Annotated in this window: 15 protein-coding genes; 12 read left to right on the top strand and 3 right to left on the bottom strand. The window is 62.6% G+C overall.

Translation table 11 applies throughout. The annotated features are described in order from the left end of the window. Positions 1 to 10: 10 nt before the first annotated feature. Entirely contained in the window at positions 11 to 436 is a 426-nt protein-coding gene (locus J2X58_RS05135) for a copper-binding protein (protein WP_310046789.1), read from the top strand. Positions 437 to 588: 152 nt separating this feature from the next. Here J2X58_RS05135 and J2X58_RS05130 read toward each other — a convergent pair whose 3' ends face one another. Next, the gene (locus J2X58_RS05130; RefSeq protein ID WP_310046788.1) at positions 589 to 1,158 is read right to left on the bottom strand and encodes a cation transporter; all 570 of its coding nucleotides are present in this window, start codon (positions 1,156 to 1,158) and stop codon (positions 589 to 591) included. A 125-nt stretch (positions 1,159 to 1,283) separates the two neighbouring features. Between J2X58_RS05130 and J2X58_RS05125 the strand changes: the two genes are divergently transcribed. The 8 genes from J2X58_RS05125 (at position 1,284) to J2X58_RS05090 (ending at position 9,601) form a co-directional block, all read left to right on the top strand. Beyond that, positions 1,284 to 1,670 carry a helix-turn-helix domain-containing protein gene (locus J2X58_RS05125; RefSeq protein WP_310046786.1) on the top strand — a complete coding sequence of 129 codons (387 nt, stop codon included), beginning with the start codon at positions 1,284 to 1,286 and terminating at the stop codon, positions 1,668 to 1,670. A gap of 739 nt (positions 1,671 to 2,409) precedes the next feature. Continuing rightward, complete coding sequence (locus J2X58_RS05120; RefSeq protein ID WP_310046785.1) at positions 2,410 to 4,308, top strand: Mu transposase C-terminal domain-containing protein; 1,899 nt, start codon at positions 2,410 to 2,412, stop codon at positions 4,306 to 4,308. Continuing rightward, the gene (locus tag J2X58_RS05115; protein ID WP_310046784.1) at positions 4,308 to 5,246 is read left to right on the top strand and encodes a TniB family NTP-binding protein; all 939 of its coding nucleotides are present in this window, start codon (positions 4,308 to 4,310) and stop codon (positions 5,244 to 5,246) included. Before J2X58_RS05120 ends, J2X58_RS05115 begins: the two co-directional genes overlap by 1 nt. Continuing rightward, positions 5,243 to 6,103, top strand: coding sequence for a TniQ family protein (locus J2X58_RS05110; RefSeq protein WP_310046783.1), 861 nt, complete (start codon positions 5,243 to 5,245; stop codon positions 6,101 to 6,103). Before J2X58_RS05115 ends, J2X58_RS05110 begins: the two co-directional genes overlap by 4 nt. Positions 6,104 to 6,626: 523 nt before the next feature. Then, positions 6,627 to 8,180 carry a recombinase family protein gene (locus J2X58_RS05105; RefSeq protein WP_310046781.1) on the top strand — a complete coding sequence of 518 codons (1,554 nt, stop codon included), beginning with the start codon at positions 6,627 to 6,629 and terminating at the stop codon, positions 8,178 to 8,180. Positions 8,181 to 8,266: 86 nt separating this feature from the next. Next, complete coding sequence (locus J2X58_RS05100) at positions 8,267 to 8,521, top strand: hypothetical protein (protein ID WP_310046779.1); 255 nt, start codon at positions 8,267 to 8,269, stop codon at positions 8,519 to 8,521. A gap of 691 nt (positions 8,522 to 9,212) precedes the next feature. Beyond that, positions 9,213 to 9,392, top strand: coding sequence for a DUF3606 domain-containing protein (locus J2X58_RS05095; protein ID WP_310046777.1), 180 nt, complete (start codon positions 9,213 to 9,215; stop codon positions 9,390 to 9,392). Continuing rightward, positions 9,389 to 9,601, top strand: a complete 213-nt coding sequence (locus J2X58_RS05090; RefSeq protein WP_310046775.1) for a hypothetical protein — start codon at positions 9,389 to 9,391, stop codon at positions 9,599 to 9,601. Before J2X58_RS05095 ends, J2X58_RS05090 begins: the two co-directional genes overlap by 4 nt. A gap of 277 nt (positions 9,602 to 9,878) precedes the next feature. Here the strand turns inward: J2X58_RS05090 and J2X58_RS05085 are convergent, their stop codons facing one another. After that, positions 9,879 to 10,160: a hypothetical protein gene (locus J2X58_RS05085; protein ID WP_310046772.1), complete on the bottom strand. Its 282-nt coding sequence runs from the start codon at positions 10,158 to 10,160 to the stop codon at positions 9,879 to 9,881. 101 nt (positions 10,161 to 10,261) lie between these two features. On the opposite strand from J2X58_RS05085, the gene J2X58_RS05080 reads away from it, so the two are divergent. The 3 genes from J2X58_RS05080 (at position 10,262) to J2X58_RS05070 (ending at position 12,368) form a co-directional block, all read left to right on the top strand. Further along, positions 10,262 to 10,585, top strand: a complete 324-nt coding sequence (locus J2X58_RS05080; protein WP_310046770.1) for a hypothetical protein — start codon at positions 10,262 to 10,264, stop codon at positions 10,583 to 10,585. A 115-nt stretch (positions 10,586 to 10,700) separates the two neighbouring features. Next, entirely contained in the window at positions 10,701 to 11,963 is a 1,263-nt protein-coding gene (nhaA, locus tag J2X58_RS05075; protein ID WP_310046769.1) for a Na+/H+ antiporter NhaA, read from the top strand. A gap of 75 nt (positions 11,964 to 12,038) precedes the next feature. Further along, a complete protein-coding gene (locus J2X58_RS05070; protein ID WP_310046768.1) occupies positions 12,039 to 12,368 on the top strand; it encodes a hypothetical protein in 330 nt (109 codons plus the stop codon). Between the two features lie 858 nt (positions 12,369 to 13,226). Here the strand turns inward: J2X58_RS05070 and J2X58_RS05065 are convergent. Next, positions 13,227 to 13,415, bottom strand: a complete 189-nt coding sequence (locus tag J2X58_RS05065; RefSeq protein ID WP_310046766.1) for a DUF3606 domain-containing protein — start codon at positions 13,413 to 13,415, stop codon at positions 13,227 to 13,229. Positions 13,416 to 13,427: the final 12 nt, after the last annotated feature.

Below are 13,427 nucleotides of genomic sequence, written 5' to 3'. Positions count from 1 at the left end.
GGGTTGATCTATGCGAGGTGGGGCGGGCATCATGCCCGCCTTACTCGCAAACCTCGCCGGAGGCCGCTTCCTTGGACAGTCACAGTCGATCTCGGCACGGCTCCTGAGCCGCATCATTCGTTCATCGCTCTGTAGCCCGTTGGGCCACGCGATCGTGTGTGGCCAAGCGAGCGAATGTCAGGGTGATGGAGACCAAGGGGAGCCACGCCATCTATGTATCAAAGGTGTAATCAAAGCCATTGATCCCGCCAAGGGCACCATCACACTGCAGCACGAGGCGTTCGCCACGCTAGGCTGGCCGGTAATGACCATGCCCTTCAAGGTAGCGTCTCCCGCCATTCTCAACACCGTAAAAGTTGGCGATCGCGTCAATTTCGGACTTCGAGCGGCCGGTATGAACGGAACGGTAACCTCATTGCAGCAAGCGCAACCCTGAAGGGCCTCCCAATCTCCTGACGATACAAACGGCGTGCACGAAGGTCACCGGATGACGGTGGCCTTCGTTTATGGTGAAGCCAGCAGAAACGCCGAATGTAGGGCCAGATCAGGCGCGGGCGACTAGCCGGCGATGCGTCCTTTAGGCGCGAGTCATCGCTCGGCAGTCGGCGACGGGACGTGGAAATCGGCCCAAGCCGCGCCGACGACTTGCAAGCCGGTGCGTGCGAATAGGATCGCAAGCGCGCCACCAAAGACGAGGTCCAGCCAAAGCCAGTGGGTTGCCGCGATCGCCGCTGACGTTACGAGCACGCCAGCATTACTAATGACATCGTTGCGCGAACAGAGCCACACCGAGCGCATATTGATGTCGTGGCTTCGGAACCGCGTGAGCAAAGCCAGACAGGTACCGTTAGCGACCAGGGCAAGACTCGCCGCGACGGCCATTACCATGGATACGGGTGACGGCCCAACGACGAGTTTACGCAGGACTTCTGCCAGGACGATGCCCGCAAAGGCCAACTGCACAACGCCTTTGAAGAGCGCCGCGCCGGCGCGTAGTCGCAGAGTGCGGCCTACAACGAGCAGGCTGACGGCATACACCAATGCATCGCCCAAGCTGTCCAGAGAGTCTCCTTGGAGAGCGATTGAGTTAGCCCATAATCCGGCGCTGAACTCGCCGACGAATATGACCACATTGATAACAAGCACGGTCCACAGCACGCGGCGCTGACCGCGCGAACGCGCGAGCGAGTCACCCGTAGATTCGCAGCTGCATCAGGGCATGGTTGCGCCGATCCGTCCAGCAAGGCGTAGACTAAAGTCCGTAGTCGCTACGGAGTCAAGGCATGCGTATCAGTGACCTATCCAAGGCCACAGGATGTCATTTGGAAACCATTCGGTACTACGAACGAATCGGCTTGCTGCCGCCGCCTGGTCGTTCCGCGGCCGGGTATCGCGCCTATGATCAGCCCGATGTGGAGCGCCTTCAGTTCGTCGTACGGAGCCGCGCATTGGGCTTTGCCCTGGAAGATGTTCGGAGTCTGCTTGCGCTGGCCACAAGCACGGATATGTCATGCGAGGACGTTGACGTCGTAGCCCGCGCACATCTAGACCAGATCGAAGCAAAACAACGCGAGCTATCGGCGCTTGCTGGCGAACTGAGGACGATGATTGAAACGTGCCGTCATGGCACACGCGCAACGTGCACGGTCTTGCGCTCGTTGGCGGGTTAGACGTGCGCGAAATTCGTGGACGCCGCCGACCAGCGTTGCTAGTCAGCGCGTACACGCGCTTGGTGCTTCGCAAGTAGGGAAGGAGGGCATAAAACTGCGCAGGTTCAACACTTTAAGACTGAAAGTGCGCTTTTTTCTGGGATTCTCGGCCGACCCTCGTTACGGGCCGTGTCATAAGGCGTGTTCCTGACCACTGTCCCGCCCGCACCGGAAGCATTCCCCGGTGTTCGACCGGTAGGCCCAGACCCTTCGTTAAAGCGCTCGGTAGGTGAGTTCCTGGCGCGACGCTGAAGAATCGCGAGCTTTCCCGACGATTTTTCCGTAGCGCATATATTATGCGGACGAACCCTTTTTTAAGGGGTTTCGGTGCGATCCGGGCGCTTTTGCGCAACCGTGAAACATCTGGCAGGCTCGACGGACCACGACGCCGTCGTGCACGTAACGACTGCAACGAAGCGACACGGTAAGTGACCCAAGAGGGGAGCACTTATCGGTGCAGCCGGCACGCCACATCGCCCCGGAGAAGCCCCATGGACAGCTGAGCCCGGAGGCTGGAGATAAAAAAAAGGGTCCGCACGGCAATGCAGTCCCCTTTTGGTTTGGCGCACGGATTGTGTCCCGTGAGCGAAGCCTCGCACAGCCTCCCTTTCGATTGCAAGCGGATCGACCCAAAAAAAAGGGTCGTCACGGGCACCCTTTGCCCAAGTCCGGAGGCAGGCACGCCCAAGCGCCTGCCGCCATGCAGTGGGAGCGTTTCGTTATGCCTTCAAAGAAAACATCGATCGGCGGCCTGCAGCTAGGCCGCCCGGGCCCCCTTGCGCCTATTTCGCCCGAAAGCGCCGTACCGCAAGCCAACCTTGCTCTGACACCGGGCAGCCATGTGGGATGGGGGACGTGCATCCTCCAAGTCGTCGCCGTCCGTGATCAGGGCCGAATCCAGGCCATTGACGTGTCCACGAACGAGCATCTGGACGTTCCGATCGAGATGCTGCATGCATTGCCGGGACGGCCTGCCAGCGTCGCGTTCGACCGCGTTAACACCAGTTCGGAAACCTGGCACGAAAAGCGCCTGCTCGCGCAGGATTTCGAAGTGCATATCGAACTCGGGCGCCTGCCCAAGGCAGTCAGTAAAGCCTTGGCCGAGAAACATGGCCTCTCGATTCGCACCATCCAGCGCAAGCGCGTGATCTATCAACGCACGCGGCGTGCCTCGTCGCTGATCGGTGATCCCGGCGGCCGCCGGCCCGGAAGCACTCAGCTGGATCCACGGACCGAGCGTGTAGTGCACTTCGTGATCGAACGGCGCTATGCGCGACGTGAGTATGTCTCCCAGTTGGAGGTGGCCGAGCGCGCACGCTCGATCTGCCGCCGTTTGGGCTGGCCCGTCCCCGGGCACCGCACCGTGGCACGTCGAATCCGCGCCGTGAGCGACCGTGCCATGGACAACGCCCGACAGGGCGCCAAGCGTGCCGACGCGCATTGGCGGCCGGTTCCCGGGCGGCTCTTTGTGGAACGGCCGTTGGACGTGTGCCAGATCGATCACACCCTGGTCGACGTCATGGTGGTCAGCGACGATCGGCGCACCGTGCTGGGCCGCCCCTGGCTCACCGTCGCCATCGACGTGGCCACGCGCTGCGTGCTGGGTATCTACCTAACGATGGACGCACCCTCCAGCGTGTCGGTGGCGCTGTGCCTGGAGCACGCCATGCTGCCCAAGGCAAACGAGAAGTGCGGCAGGGCAGGCTGGCCGCAGTACGGGAAAGTCAGGCTCGTCCTGACCGACAATGCCAAGGAGTTCCACGGTGACCCGCTGGAGTCGGGGTGCGCCGAGCACGGCATCGCCCTGGAATTCCGCCCGCCCGGTCAGCCGCGCTTTGGCGGCCATATCGAACGCATGATGGGCACGCTCATGCGCATGGTGCACGGGCTTCCCGGTACCACCTTCAGCAATACTCAGGCGCGCGGCAACTATCCGTCCGAGCGCCGCGCCGCCATGACTCTGGGCGAGCTCCGCCAGTGGCTGGTGACGCGCATCTGCGCGTACTACCACGTGCGTCGCCACCGAATGTTGGGTGTCGCCCCGCTGGTGGCTTGGGACCGCGCCTGGACGCAGCCCTCGGGCGAGCTTGCCATGCCCGCGCTCATCGCCGAGCCGGACCAGCTGCGCGTGGATTTCCTGCCGATGGAACGGCGAATGATCCGACGTGACGGCATCACGTTCCGCAACTCGCGCTACTGGCACCCGGCAATGGCCGACAGCGTCGGCCACGAACACTTCGTGGCCGTGCGCTTCCACCCGTACGACCTCTCGCGCGTCTGGTTTCGCGACGCGCAGGGAATGCTCATTGAGGCGCCGGCGGTCGCCGGCCCGGGCATCGACCGCATGCATGCACCGCATACGGCACAGGAGACCCTCGCCCTGGAGGCTGCCCTGGACGAGGGCTTCGCCACCAGCGACCGCCTTGAGGCCGACGCGCATGCGCAATCGCTCAAGCATCCGCGCACGGCAACGGAGTCCAAGCCGCGCAAAGGCCGGGGCGGCCGCGCCCGTCGCGCGCCGGCCGACCCGGCGAACGACGCCACCCAGCCCGACCCGGTCGCCCCCAATCGCGCAAGCATCCGCACGGAGGAACTGTAATGAACGCCAAAGCTTATCCGCATCTGAACGACCTGGCGCAGGCTGCCATTCTCTTGCCCGTACCCGAGCGCAGCAAGTGGACCTGCCGTGACCGCTTCATCGTCCACGAACAGATTAGCGCCATCTTCAAGATCGTCCGCATGCTGGTGTGCTCCGAAGGCCGCGTACGCGCACGGGGCCTGATCGTGTCCGGCGTCGGAGGGTCGGGGAAAACGATGATCGCCAACGCGATACTTCGCGAGTACCCCGAGCTGGGCAGCACCGACGAAGAGGAGGCGTCGCAGCGGGTGGTCCGGATCACCATGACCAACGCGCGCGAGGCCAGCAAGATCTTCTCTCGTACGCTGCGCGCGATGGGCTGTCCGAATATTGCCAGCTATTCCCACGACGAGCGCGAGGAGCTGGTCGTGGAATTGCTGAAGGCGGCGAACACGCGCCTGCTGATCATCGACGAGATCCAGGACCTGCTCAAACGCTCCGACGCCCAACGCGAAAACGCGTTCGAAGGTATCAAATTCCTGATGAACGAGGCAAGCGTCAACGTGCTGGCCCTGGGGACCGACCGCGCCGAGATGACCATGATGCGCGAGGAGCACCTGGTGACCCGCTTCCGCAGTCTGAAGCTGGCTAAGTGGCGCGTCGGGCCGCTGCTTGCCAACTTCCTGGACGAGCTGGAATCCTCGCTTCCCTTGCCGGAGCGATCGCGCCTGTCGTTGCCCGCGACGCAACGCCTGCTGGTCAAGGAAAGCAAGGGCCGACTGGACTTGATCGTCGAGCGCGTGGTCTTCGCCGCGGCGCTGGCTATCGAGAACGGCGTCGATCGGGTGGATATGGGCTATCTGGAGCGTTCTGCGACCGAAATTCCTGAGTACTTTGCCGGTCGCGTGCCGGACAAGAAGAGCCCTCGCGAGGCGGCGCCGCAGGGTATCGCGGCATGACCGCCTGGCAGGAGTATCGCTACGGTGGTCCACGCGAGCGGTGGTGGATCAAGGCGCCGATGCGCGATGAGACCATCGATTCGGTGATCGAGCGTGCCTCACACGTGTATGGCGGCATCGTGCTACGCCGTGGAGGATGGTTCACCGACGTGTTGGGCGCTAAGGGAACCGACGGCATCCCGTGGGAAAGCCGGGACATCGCCCGGCTCTCGCGGCTGTTGCAGGTGCCGGTGGCACGTATGCAGCGCGCCCGCGTGGATGACGCGCCCGACACCTTAGTTCCAGGCCAGCGCCGCGCGTTCTGCCCGGCGTGCTGGCTCGAAGATGATGCGGCGGGGCGCCCACGTTACTTTCGAAAAGCGTGGGCACGCGTCCTGTACCTGTCCTGCGCCACTCACAACGATCCACTGGAATGGGCCGCCACTCCGTTATTCCCGATGCATCGGATGCATATCCTACGGCGTCATCTGTCGGCCACGGATGACGCGCGCTGGCTGATGGATGTGCTGGACCAGTTCGCGCAGACGCTGGAATGGCACATGTTCGGTGGCTTGTCCTGGCCCGGGCACTGGCGGATGAGCGGCTATCAAGCTCGAGCGTTGCTCTGCCACTGCTTGAGCCACTTGGAGAGCGAAGAGGGCAGGAGCGTGGGGCAATTTCTGTGGCCCGGGCCCGGTGACCCTACGCTATATCAACCGCGTAGAGAGGATGTACCGCCCTGGCGTGGCTGCCCGTGGGAGGCCGTCCGTCGGGCGGGCAGGCCTTCCTGGCGCCGAGGCGCGCTGTGGATCACTGCCTCGATGACGCTGCCGGATTTCCCCGTGAACTGTTGCCGAACGGCCACACACGGGCGCTAGAGGAGAGCGACGAAGCCTCCCTGCAACGGCGCCATGTCAAGGGACCGGGCAGGCGCCTGCAACGGTTGCGTCGTGCGCTTGCGCAGGATCGGCGGGCGTGGCTGAGGCCACGCGCGTAGGACCGGAGTAGCTTGGGTGTGCCCCGTGGGTCGCTGACTGCCCACGGGGCAGTACGGGACCCGGCCATTTCGTGATTAGGGATGGTTATTGCGGGTACCGGGGAATCCCGCATCCCGCGGGACTATTCCACGCCAGCGTTTTGTCAAGGTCATGAAGGCCAATAGGCATCTCTCATCGGACATGAACACCAATTATTCGTCGCGTAACCGGTACGGACCGCTCGAAACTCCGAGACCGGCGGCGCGAATGTCACGGCTATGCCCGCCGTCACTTCGTGCGAGCGTTGAAAGGGACGCGGGTGTTGCATTGCTGATACAGGACTTTGTACAGACTTTTCGTGCACAGGAAAGCAGCTTAGAGTAACGAGGGCAGGGGCACTCCTCCCATCTTCCATGGAGGTTACATGGCCCGCCGAGCAAGCGTACCTTCAACCGCTTCCCCCGTTCCCGTGGCGGCCTATATGCGCATGTCAACAGACATGCAGCAGTACTCCATCCACAATCAGAGTGTGGCCATCAATGGCTATGCTAGTGACCACAGCATGGATATCGTGCGGGTGTACCGCGATGATGGCCGTAGCGGACTAACCATCGAACGTCGTCCCGGGCTTCGTGCACTCATGGATGACATAACACGGGGCCACCCTGGTTTCGACGGTGTGCTTGTATTGGATGTTTCCCGATGGGGCCGGTTTCAGAACGTCGATGAAGCCGCCTTCTATGAATTTTTATGCTGGCGTCGTGGTGTCAAGGTATTTTACGTCGCTGAACTGTTCGAAAATGACGGTTCGCCATTTTCGATGGTCTTCAAAGGTCTCAAGCGTGCAATGGCTGCCGAGTACAGCCGCGAGCTGTCGGTCAAGACCTCGGCCGCGCACCGGCATCTCGCGGCACTTGGATTCAGGCAGGGGGCGATCGCTGGCTACGGTCTTCGCCGGTTGCTCATCAGTGCGGACGGAGAACCCAAGATGCTGTTGGCCGACGGGGAGCGGAAGAGCCTCGTTACCGACCGTGTCATCTTGGTGCCGGGTCCGTCAGAAGAAGTTGAGACCGTTCGCTGGATCTTTTCTCAGTACCTCGAAGGGCAGACGTGCACGGGGATTGCCCGCCTTCTCAACGAGAGAGGCATCCTGAGCCACCGCGGAAAGCCTTGGGTCTATGGCACGGTCAACACCATCCTCCGTGGTAAGAAGTATGTGGGCTCGAATGTCTATTGCCGTTTCAAGAAGCGTTTGGCGGGTCCGCTTCTACGTAATCCGGAGTCGGAATGGGTCCGTAAGGATGGCGCCTACGAACCTGTTGTCTCACTCGGCACTTACAAGGCTGTCCAAGTCCTCCGCGAGCGTCGTCGCGAGCGGCCGAGCAACGAAGCGATTGTGCAGCGGGCCCGCACCTTGGTGACGAAGGAAGGTCGTCTCAACGGCCCCATCCTCGATGCCTGCCCGGATGTGTTGTCGAGCCATGGCATCGCCCGCCGCTTCGGCAGCCTCACCGAGCTCTACCGGCGGGTTGGGTATACACCCAACCGTAATCCACGTTATGGGTTTGGGCGAAGGTTCCTCACCCGCTGGCGGCAGAGCCTCACGGGGTATGCAGAGGAGATGCTGGAGGACGGTGGCTCAAAGGTCTCAAGAAGCGGTTGGTGTCTCCGCATTGATGGAGCATGGTCGCTTTCTTTCACAGTGCTTCACGGCGCTCGCAGCGGTGGCACCCACAGCCAGCAGTGGTTCAACCATCGCCAGAGCGAGGAAACCGACGTTGTGGTTTTTGCTCGCATGCTGTTGGGTGCCCCTGTCCCTCTCGACTATTTCATTCTGCCTAGGCCGCTTTTTCCCCAATGGCCGAAGGCCTTGTATGAGCGCAATGGGCCGATGCTGGAAAGCTGCCGATATACGTCTCTTGCCGTCCTCGCAGACCTCTCTCACCTGTTCCGGAAGGGCGTACCATGGTCTGGGTAACACGCTCGGAACGCGAATGGGCCCGTCGGCTCGAAGACCGAACTCTGCGCGAGGAGGCGAGGGCGTCTGAAGCACGCTTTGCACGCATGGCTGCTGTCATCGAAGTGCTGGTTGCCGACCCAGTGGCCGAGCGCATGCTATCCGCGCACGCCCTTTCCGGGATATGGATGGGGCGCTCGATGCGCGCGGCAGCCAATGGCCGAGTCGAAGGCCTCGCGGTCCTGGAAGGTGTCGTGCTGCGTGGTATCGTCCACACCATGCTGTTCGATGCAGGGTTGGTGCGCTGGCTGTCCCGTCATTATCCGCGGGAGCTTGCCTCGCTCAACGACGTTTGTTCATAAGGCGGTCGGATAGGGTCGGGTACGTCGTCTCGAAGCACCACAACCTGTCGGACTTGGGGTCGATTAGGGCTGTTACGCGCGCGCAAGTATGTCGGCCCGCGTCGTGCCTAGCGCAACACTGGTGCGTTCGTTGGAGGCCGATCTCGTCCACTACGCAGTGCAGAGGCCGGGGCTCCCCGAAAAGCGACGCTCCGAATCTTTCAATACCACAGAGCTCCTATGGCGAATCAGCTGTTGGGGCGAAGTTCGTTCTCTCGATCGCCTCCGCTAGCGACGTCATGGATTGCGAAAGCAGCGGGGCTGTACCGGCCCGCACACAGACCGCCGCGTAGACCGTCGCAGCCCGGTTCGCGATTAGCGTGAGCTGTGCCCTTTTAGCCGCTTCGTGCAGCGCAAGGGCCGTAAGTTCCGCTGCGGCGTAGTCGCCGGCACGGACGGCTTCTACAATGGCCCTGAGCTCGGCGTCACATTGTTCACGGGTTAATTGAGCGGAACGATTGGTTTCCGAAGGTGGCATACGCATCGCCACACGCTAGCGGTTCCACAGTATGTGGCCCGCGAACCCAATCATCTCCGATAGCGACATCACTGAACAGTCCGCCGGTTCTTGCCGACAAGCCGTTGAAGGTTTCTTCGCGGATGCTGCACGGGCGCGTCGCGACGCTTTTCCCACCATTGCGGGAGAGGTCAGATGAGCGACGACAAGAGCAGCCGCGGTCCGGTCGACGCGCGGCGCATCAACGTGAATGAGGAGTACGAGGCCCGATATTGGATCCCCGACCTCGATGTCTCCGAGGATGAGCTTCGCGTGGTCGTGAAGCGGGTCGGGGTCATGGCCGCGGACGTGCGGAAGGCGCTCGGCAAGGCATGACGGAGGTTGTGATCTACGTGGCACGCCCCACCACAGATCGGGGCTTGTGGCGGCTGGCAACCGGCAACCGGGCGGAGCACTTCTACGCTTCGGAAGCTGAAGCTGTCACCGCGGCCATTGCGCTGGCCCGGTTCTTTGAGAACGCCGGCCAGGACGCGATCGTGAAGGTCGAGCAGCCGAACGGCTTGTGGGAGGTGCGACGGGAGTAGCTTTCTGCCCGTGAGGGGTGTGCTACGTTCAACGCGGAAGTAGGAAGGGGGCTGCATTCCTTGTGGAGGTCAGCCATGCGTGAAGATGATCGGTGGCGCACTGTCGCAAGCCTTCGGGCACAATGTGCATCTGCCCGGAGAGACGTCGAAGTCTCCGCAGTCGAGCTCAGAGCGGCGTTGAAGTCGCTTCGGGATGCGGTGAGCCTTTCCCGCTCCCGAACTGACGCCGTGCTCGACGAGAGCCGAGTCCTGGTGGCGTGGGAACCATGGAGTGGTCCTAGAGCGGATCGAAGCCCAGGACGTCAAGACGATTCGCCAGATGCAACATAGCCTCTCCGTACCCCGGCCGCGGCCGCGTGCCCACCGGCCCGAGCAGCCCGACCACGCGCAGCGCAGAGTCGATGCCCTTGCTCAGCCCGGCAGCCTCCAGCTTGTCAACGACCAGCTGCGCCCGGAACCGCGCTTCATCGAAGTCTCCGACGAGGGCCGCGTCGTTGGTCGCGGCTGCGTCCTGGACGATCTCGGCGATGGTGAGGATGTGGTCTTCCCGCAGCTTCATTCCTGGAGTGTAGCCGCCGTCGGGCCTTATCGCCGATTCCTCGCGTAGCCGGCGCGCACCGTCCACATTTCTGAGACAGGCCGCGCATATCGTCCCGCGCCATGTCCACCGTCACCTGGTACAAACCGTCCAGCGCCCTCAGCGCGCCCCTGCCGCAGATATACGGCGCGGCCGAGAACGGTCTGCCTTTCGTAATGATCCGCGGGCTGGCGAGCAGTACGCAGTGGAGGGTGAGCCTTTTCCCGGGTGGCGACCGGGATGCGTCGATCGAGGCGCGCGCGGGGTCGGAGCGGCAGGCAAAACGCATGGTGGAGCGGTGGGCGGCCTGCCGGCGGATCGAGCCGAAGCCGATGGACCGGACGCGCCGAGTGTCGCGTCAAGGGCTGCCGCCTCGGAAGCCGAAAGGTGCCGAAGACCGGTCGTAGGGCTGGGGATCCGGGCCGCGGTATCGCTTTGACGAGGGACATGGACAGGTAGGGGTTGACCCCGTCGCCGCCGTCGAAGATAACCATTGCTCTGCGGTGGTGGGGCGGTGCGTTGTTGAAGAAGCTGGTGTGGCGTCCGCTCGAGCGGATTCTCGATTTCGTCTCCGGGTCCGCCGCTGGCGGATTGGTGCTGATGGCTGCGGCGGCGCTCGCGCTGGTGGTCGCGAATACCCAGGGTGCCGATGCGTATTTCCGCACACTTTCTGTTGAAGCTGGACCGCTGACGATTGAGGAATGGATCAACGACGGCCTCATGGCTGTCTTCTTCCTCTTGGTTGGCCTTGAGATCAAGCGCGAGTTCATCGACGGGGAGCTGGCCGAGAAGGCGCAGCGGGTCCTGCCCGGAGTTGCGGCCTTGGGAGGAATGGCCGGGCCAGCCCTGATCTACTTCGCCTGCAACGCAGGGGAAGCGGAGGCGGCTAAGGGGTGGGCCATACCGTCAGCCACGGATATCGCCTTTGCGCTCGGTATCGCGGCCTTGCTCGGCGACCGCGTTCCAGCCTCGCTGAAGGCCTTCCTTGCCGCCTTGGCGATCATTGACGACCTCGGCGCGGTGGTCATCATTGCGATTTTCTATACCCCGGAGTTGCACTTCGCGTACCTCGCCGTGGCGGGCGGTCTGGTGCTGGCGATGGCCGGACTAGGGCGCGCGGGTATTCGATCGCTATGGCCCTACCTTCTTCTCGGCGCAGCCCTATGGGTGGCCGTACACGCGTCTGGCGTGCATGCCACGCTTGCCGGCGTGGCGACTGCCCTGTGCATCCCGATACGGGACCGAAAGGGTCGTCTCCCGTCGGACGGGGACTGCAGCGACTCGCCCCTGCATCGGTTGGAGCATGCCTTGCACCGCATCGTTCCGGTCGCAGTTCTCCCTCTGTTCGGCTTCGCCAACGCCGGAATTTCGTTCGGAGGCGTCAGCGCTGATCAGCTGCTTTCCGGCACCACGCTCGGGGTCGGCCTTGGGTTGGCAGTTGGAAAGGTCGTGGGGGTGTTCGGCAGCTCCTGGGTCACGATCCGGACTGGCTTGGCTCAAATGCCGCGTGGCGCAGGGAACGCGCAGCTGCTCGGCACAGCACTCCTGTGCGGCATCGGATTCACGATGAGCCTCTTCATCAGCATGCTCGCCTTCAAGGGGCACCCCGAGTTGCAGGACGATGCGAAGCTCGGGATCCTCATGGGGTCAGTCGTTTCCGGCCTCGCGGGCTGGATCGTCTTGGGTAACAGCGTCGCGGGGTGGCAAAGAAGCCCGTCGAGCCATGGCCGATTGAACGTCCTCCGCGGCTTCGTGGCCAGAAGTCGCCGAAGGCCTGTCCTGTGAAAGCGGAAGTCAGGCTGCATCCGAATTCGGAAGAGTGCCGTATAGGCAAATACCGTCCGCCGTGTTGTCGCCGCCATGGACATTGATAACGTAAGAAAGAACCTGCCTAGTCAGCCATCCGCCTCTGACCAGCTTTTGACTGAGGCTCTGGCCTTTGTTGATGACGCCCTGGCCTCCGACGACTTGGTCGCTGCATCTTCGGGCCTCATGACCATTGCAAGCATTGCGGTGCTGATGGAGCGCCATGGCGTCGCCAGTCAGGCATACCGGGCGAAGCACTACCTCGAACTCGGGCGCGCGCGCTCGGAAGTCGATTACGCCATCGGCGCGCTTCTCTTCGAGGTCCACGCGGCGCGGTGGCGCGAGAAGGCGAAGGAACCGCCATTATCATCCATCGAAACGTAATGCCGTCCGAGGAGCACCTTTCTAACCCCATGATTAGGGATGGTTATCACGGGTAGGAGCCGCGACACGCGGCCGCTCAGGACTAAGGCTTCCAGCAAACTGTTGCCTTCGGTTGCCCCGTTAATGGCGATGCGAAACGACCGCCCAACTGTGCCCGATTTCCAGTCCAAGCGGGCCAGGTGTTCTTGGCCGTCAGGCGTGGCCAGGATGGTCTGGACACCGCGCTGCGCCTGCGCAATGCAGGCGTTAGCTGCGTACGCGGGCCCCGTCAGGTCGAGCTGCACGAGCTTCCGACGGTAAAGCCGGGTATCGTGCATGTCGATCGCCTCGCGCCCCATCGTAACGAAGTTCCGTGTGGCGATTGTGAGCGAAAACCTCATTAAAAGTCGTACGTGATGCCCAGGGAGTCCGTGCGTAAAACCTTTGAGCGAGAACAAGCGTCGCATATGGTGTATATAGGCACGCTGCTGGCGTCGCGCGGACATTCGAAATTTACGTCCTTGACCTGGGTGCGCAACCTCCGACTGTCGGTGACGTGAAAGGTAGGCGAATGAGTCAGCGCTGTCGGGGGTCTGCTTCGTCGAGGGCGTCTGCTAGGAGAACTAGGTACGAGCCAAACGATATTCCCGGGGGAAGCCCCATTGGCCCCAGAGCCACGGCCAGATGGGCGGCAGCCTGGGCGACGCCGGTGAACCCGGCGTCCCCTGCCGCACTTGCGACGGTCATTGCCAGAAACCGCGCTTCATCAAAATCACCAATGAGCGTGGCTGCATCCAACGCGGAGGCATCCATCACCAGACCAGCGTGTGCCATCAGAGCTGATTCTAGACTGGGCATGCTGAGTGCACCTGTCGCACGTCAGTGGACCCGGCAGCGTCGAAGCTCGTCAATGACATCGTAGGTGTTAGTTCCAACATGCTCTACGGCCCGGCGCAGCTTGAGCTCGGATACGGCGAGCTTTCTGGTCCAGTACTGGACATCGGAGCGTAGCTCGACGTTGATACACATTCGATCTTGCGGCGCTAGTTCGAACAGGATGACAGTCATGTTGGGCCCCTT

It is taken from the genome of Luteibacter sp. 3190 (assembly GCF_031456385.1).
GTDB lineage: Bacteria > Pseudomonadota > Gammaproteobacteria > Xanthomonadales > Rhodanobacteraceae > Luteibacter.
This window is presented reverse-complemented; position numbering and strand designations above follow the sequence as displayed.

What these genes read in the sequence shown, in the direction of transcription:
- J2X58_RS05135 (WP_310046789.1), top strand. Translation starts at nt 11, where the DNA reads ATGCGAGGTGGGGCGGGCATCATGCCCGCCTTACTCGCAAACCTCGCC.
- J2X58_RS05125 (WP_310046786.1), top strand. Translation starts at nt 1,284, where the DNA reads ATGCGTATCAGTGACCTATCCAAGGCCACAGGATGTCATTTGGAAACC.
- J2X58_RS05120 (WP_310046785.1), top strand. Translation starts at nt 2,410, where the DNA reads ATGCAGTGGGAGCGTTTCGTTATGCCTTCAAAGAAAACATCGATCGGC.
- J2X58_RS05115 (WP_310046784.1), top strand. Translation starts at nt 4,308, where the DNA reads ATGAACGCCAAAGCTTATCCGCATCTGAACGACCTGGCGCAGGCTGCC.
- J2X58_RS05110 (WP_310046783.1), top strand. Translation starts at nt 5,243, where the DNA reads ATGACCGCCTGGCAGGAGTATCGCTACGGTGGTCCACGCGAGCGGTGG.
- J2X58_RS05105 (WP_310046781.1), top strand. Translation starts at nt 6,627, where the DNA reads ATGGCCCGCCGAGCAAGCGTACCTTCAACCGCTTCCCCCGTTCCCGTG.
- J2X58_RS05100 (WP_310046779.1), top strand. Translation starts at nt 8,267, where the DNA reads ATGGCTGCTGTCATCGAAGTGCTGGTTGCCGACCCAGTGGCCGAGCGC.
- J2X58_RS05095 (WP_310046777.1), top strand. Translation starts at nt 9,213, where the DNA reads ATGAGCGACGACAAGAGCAGCCGCGGTCCGGTCGACGCGCGGCGCATC.
- J2X58_RS05090 (WP_310046775.1), top strand. Translation starts at nt 9,389, where the DNA reads ATGACGGAGGTTGTGATCTACGTGGCACGCCCCACCACAGATCGGGGC.
- J2X58_RS05085 (WP_310046772.1), bottom strand. Translation starts at nt 10,160, where the DNA reads ATGAAGCTGCGGGAAGACCACATCCTCACCATCGCCGAGATCGTCCAG.
- J2X58_RS05080 (WP_310046770.1), top strand. Translation starts at nt 10,262, where the DNA reads ATGTCCACCGTCACCTGGTACAAACCGTCCAGCGCCCTCAGCGCGCCC.
- J2X58_RS05070 (WP_310046768.1), top strand. Translation starts at nt 12,039, where the DNA reads ATGGACATTGATAACGTAAGAAAGAACCTGCCTAGTCAGCCATCCGCC.
- J2X58_RS05065 (WP_310046766.1), bottom strand. Translation starts at nt 13,415, where the DNA reads ATGACTGTCATCCTGTTCGAACTAGCGCCGCAAGATCGAATGTGTATC.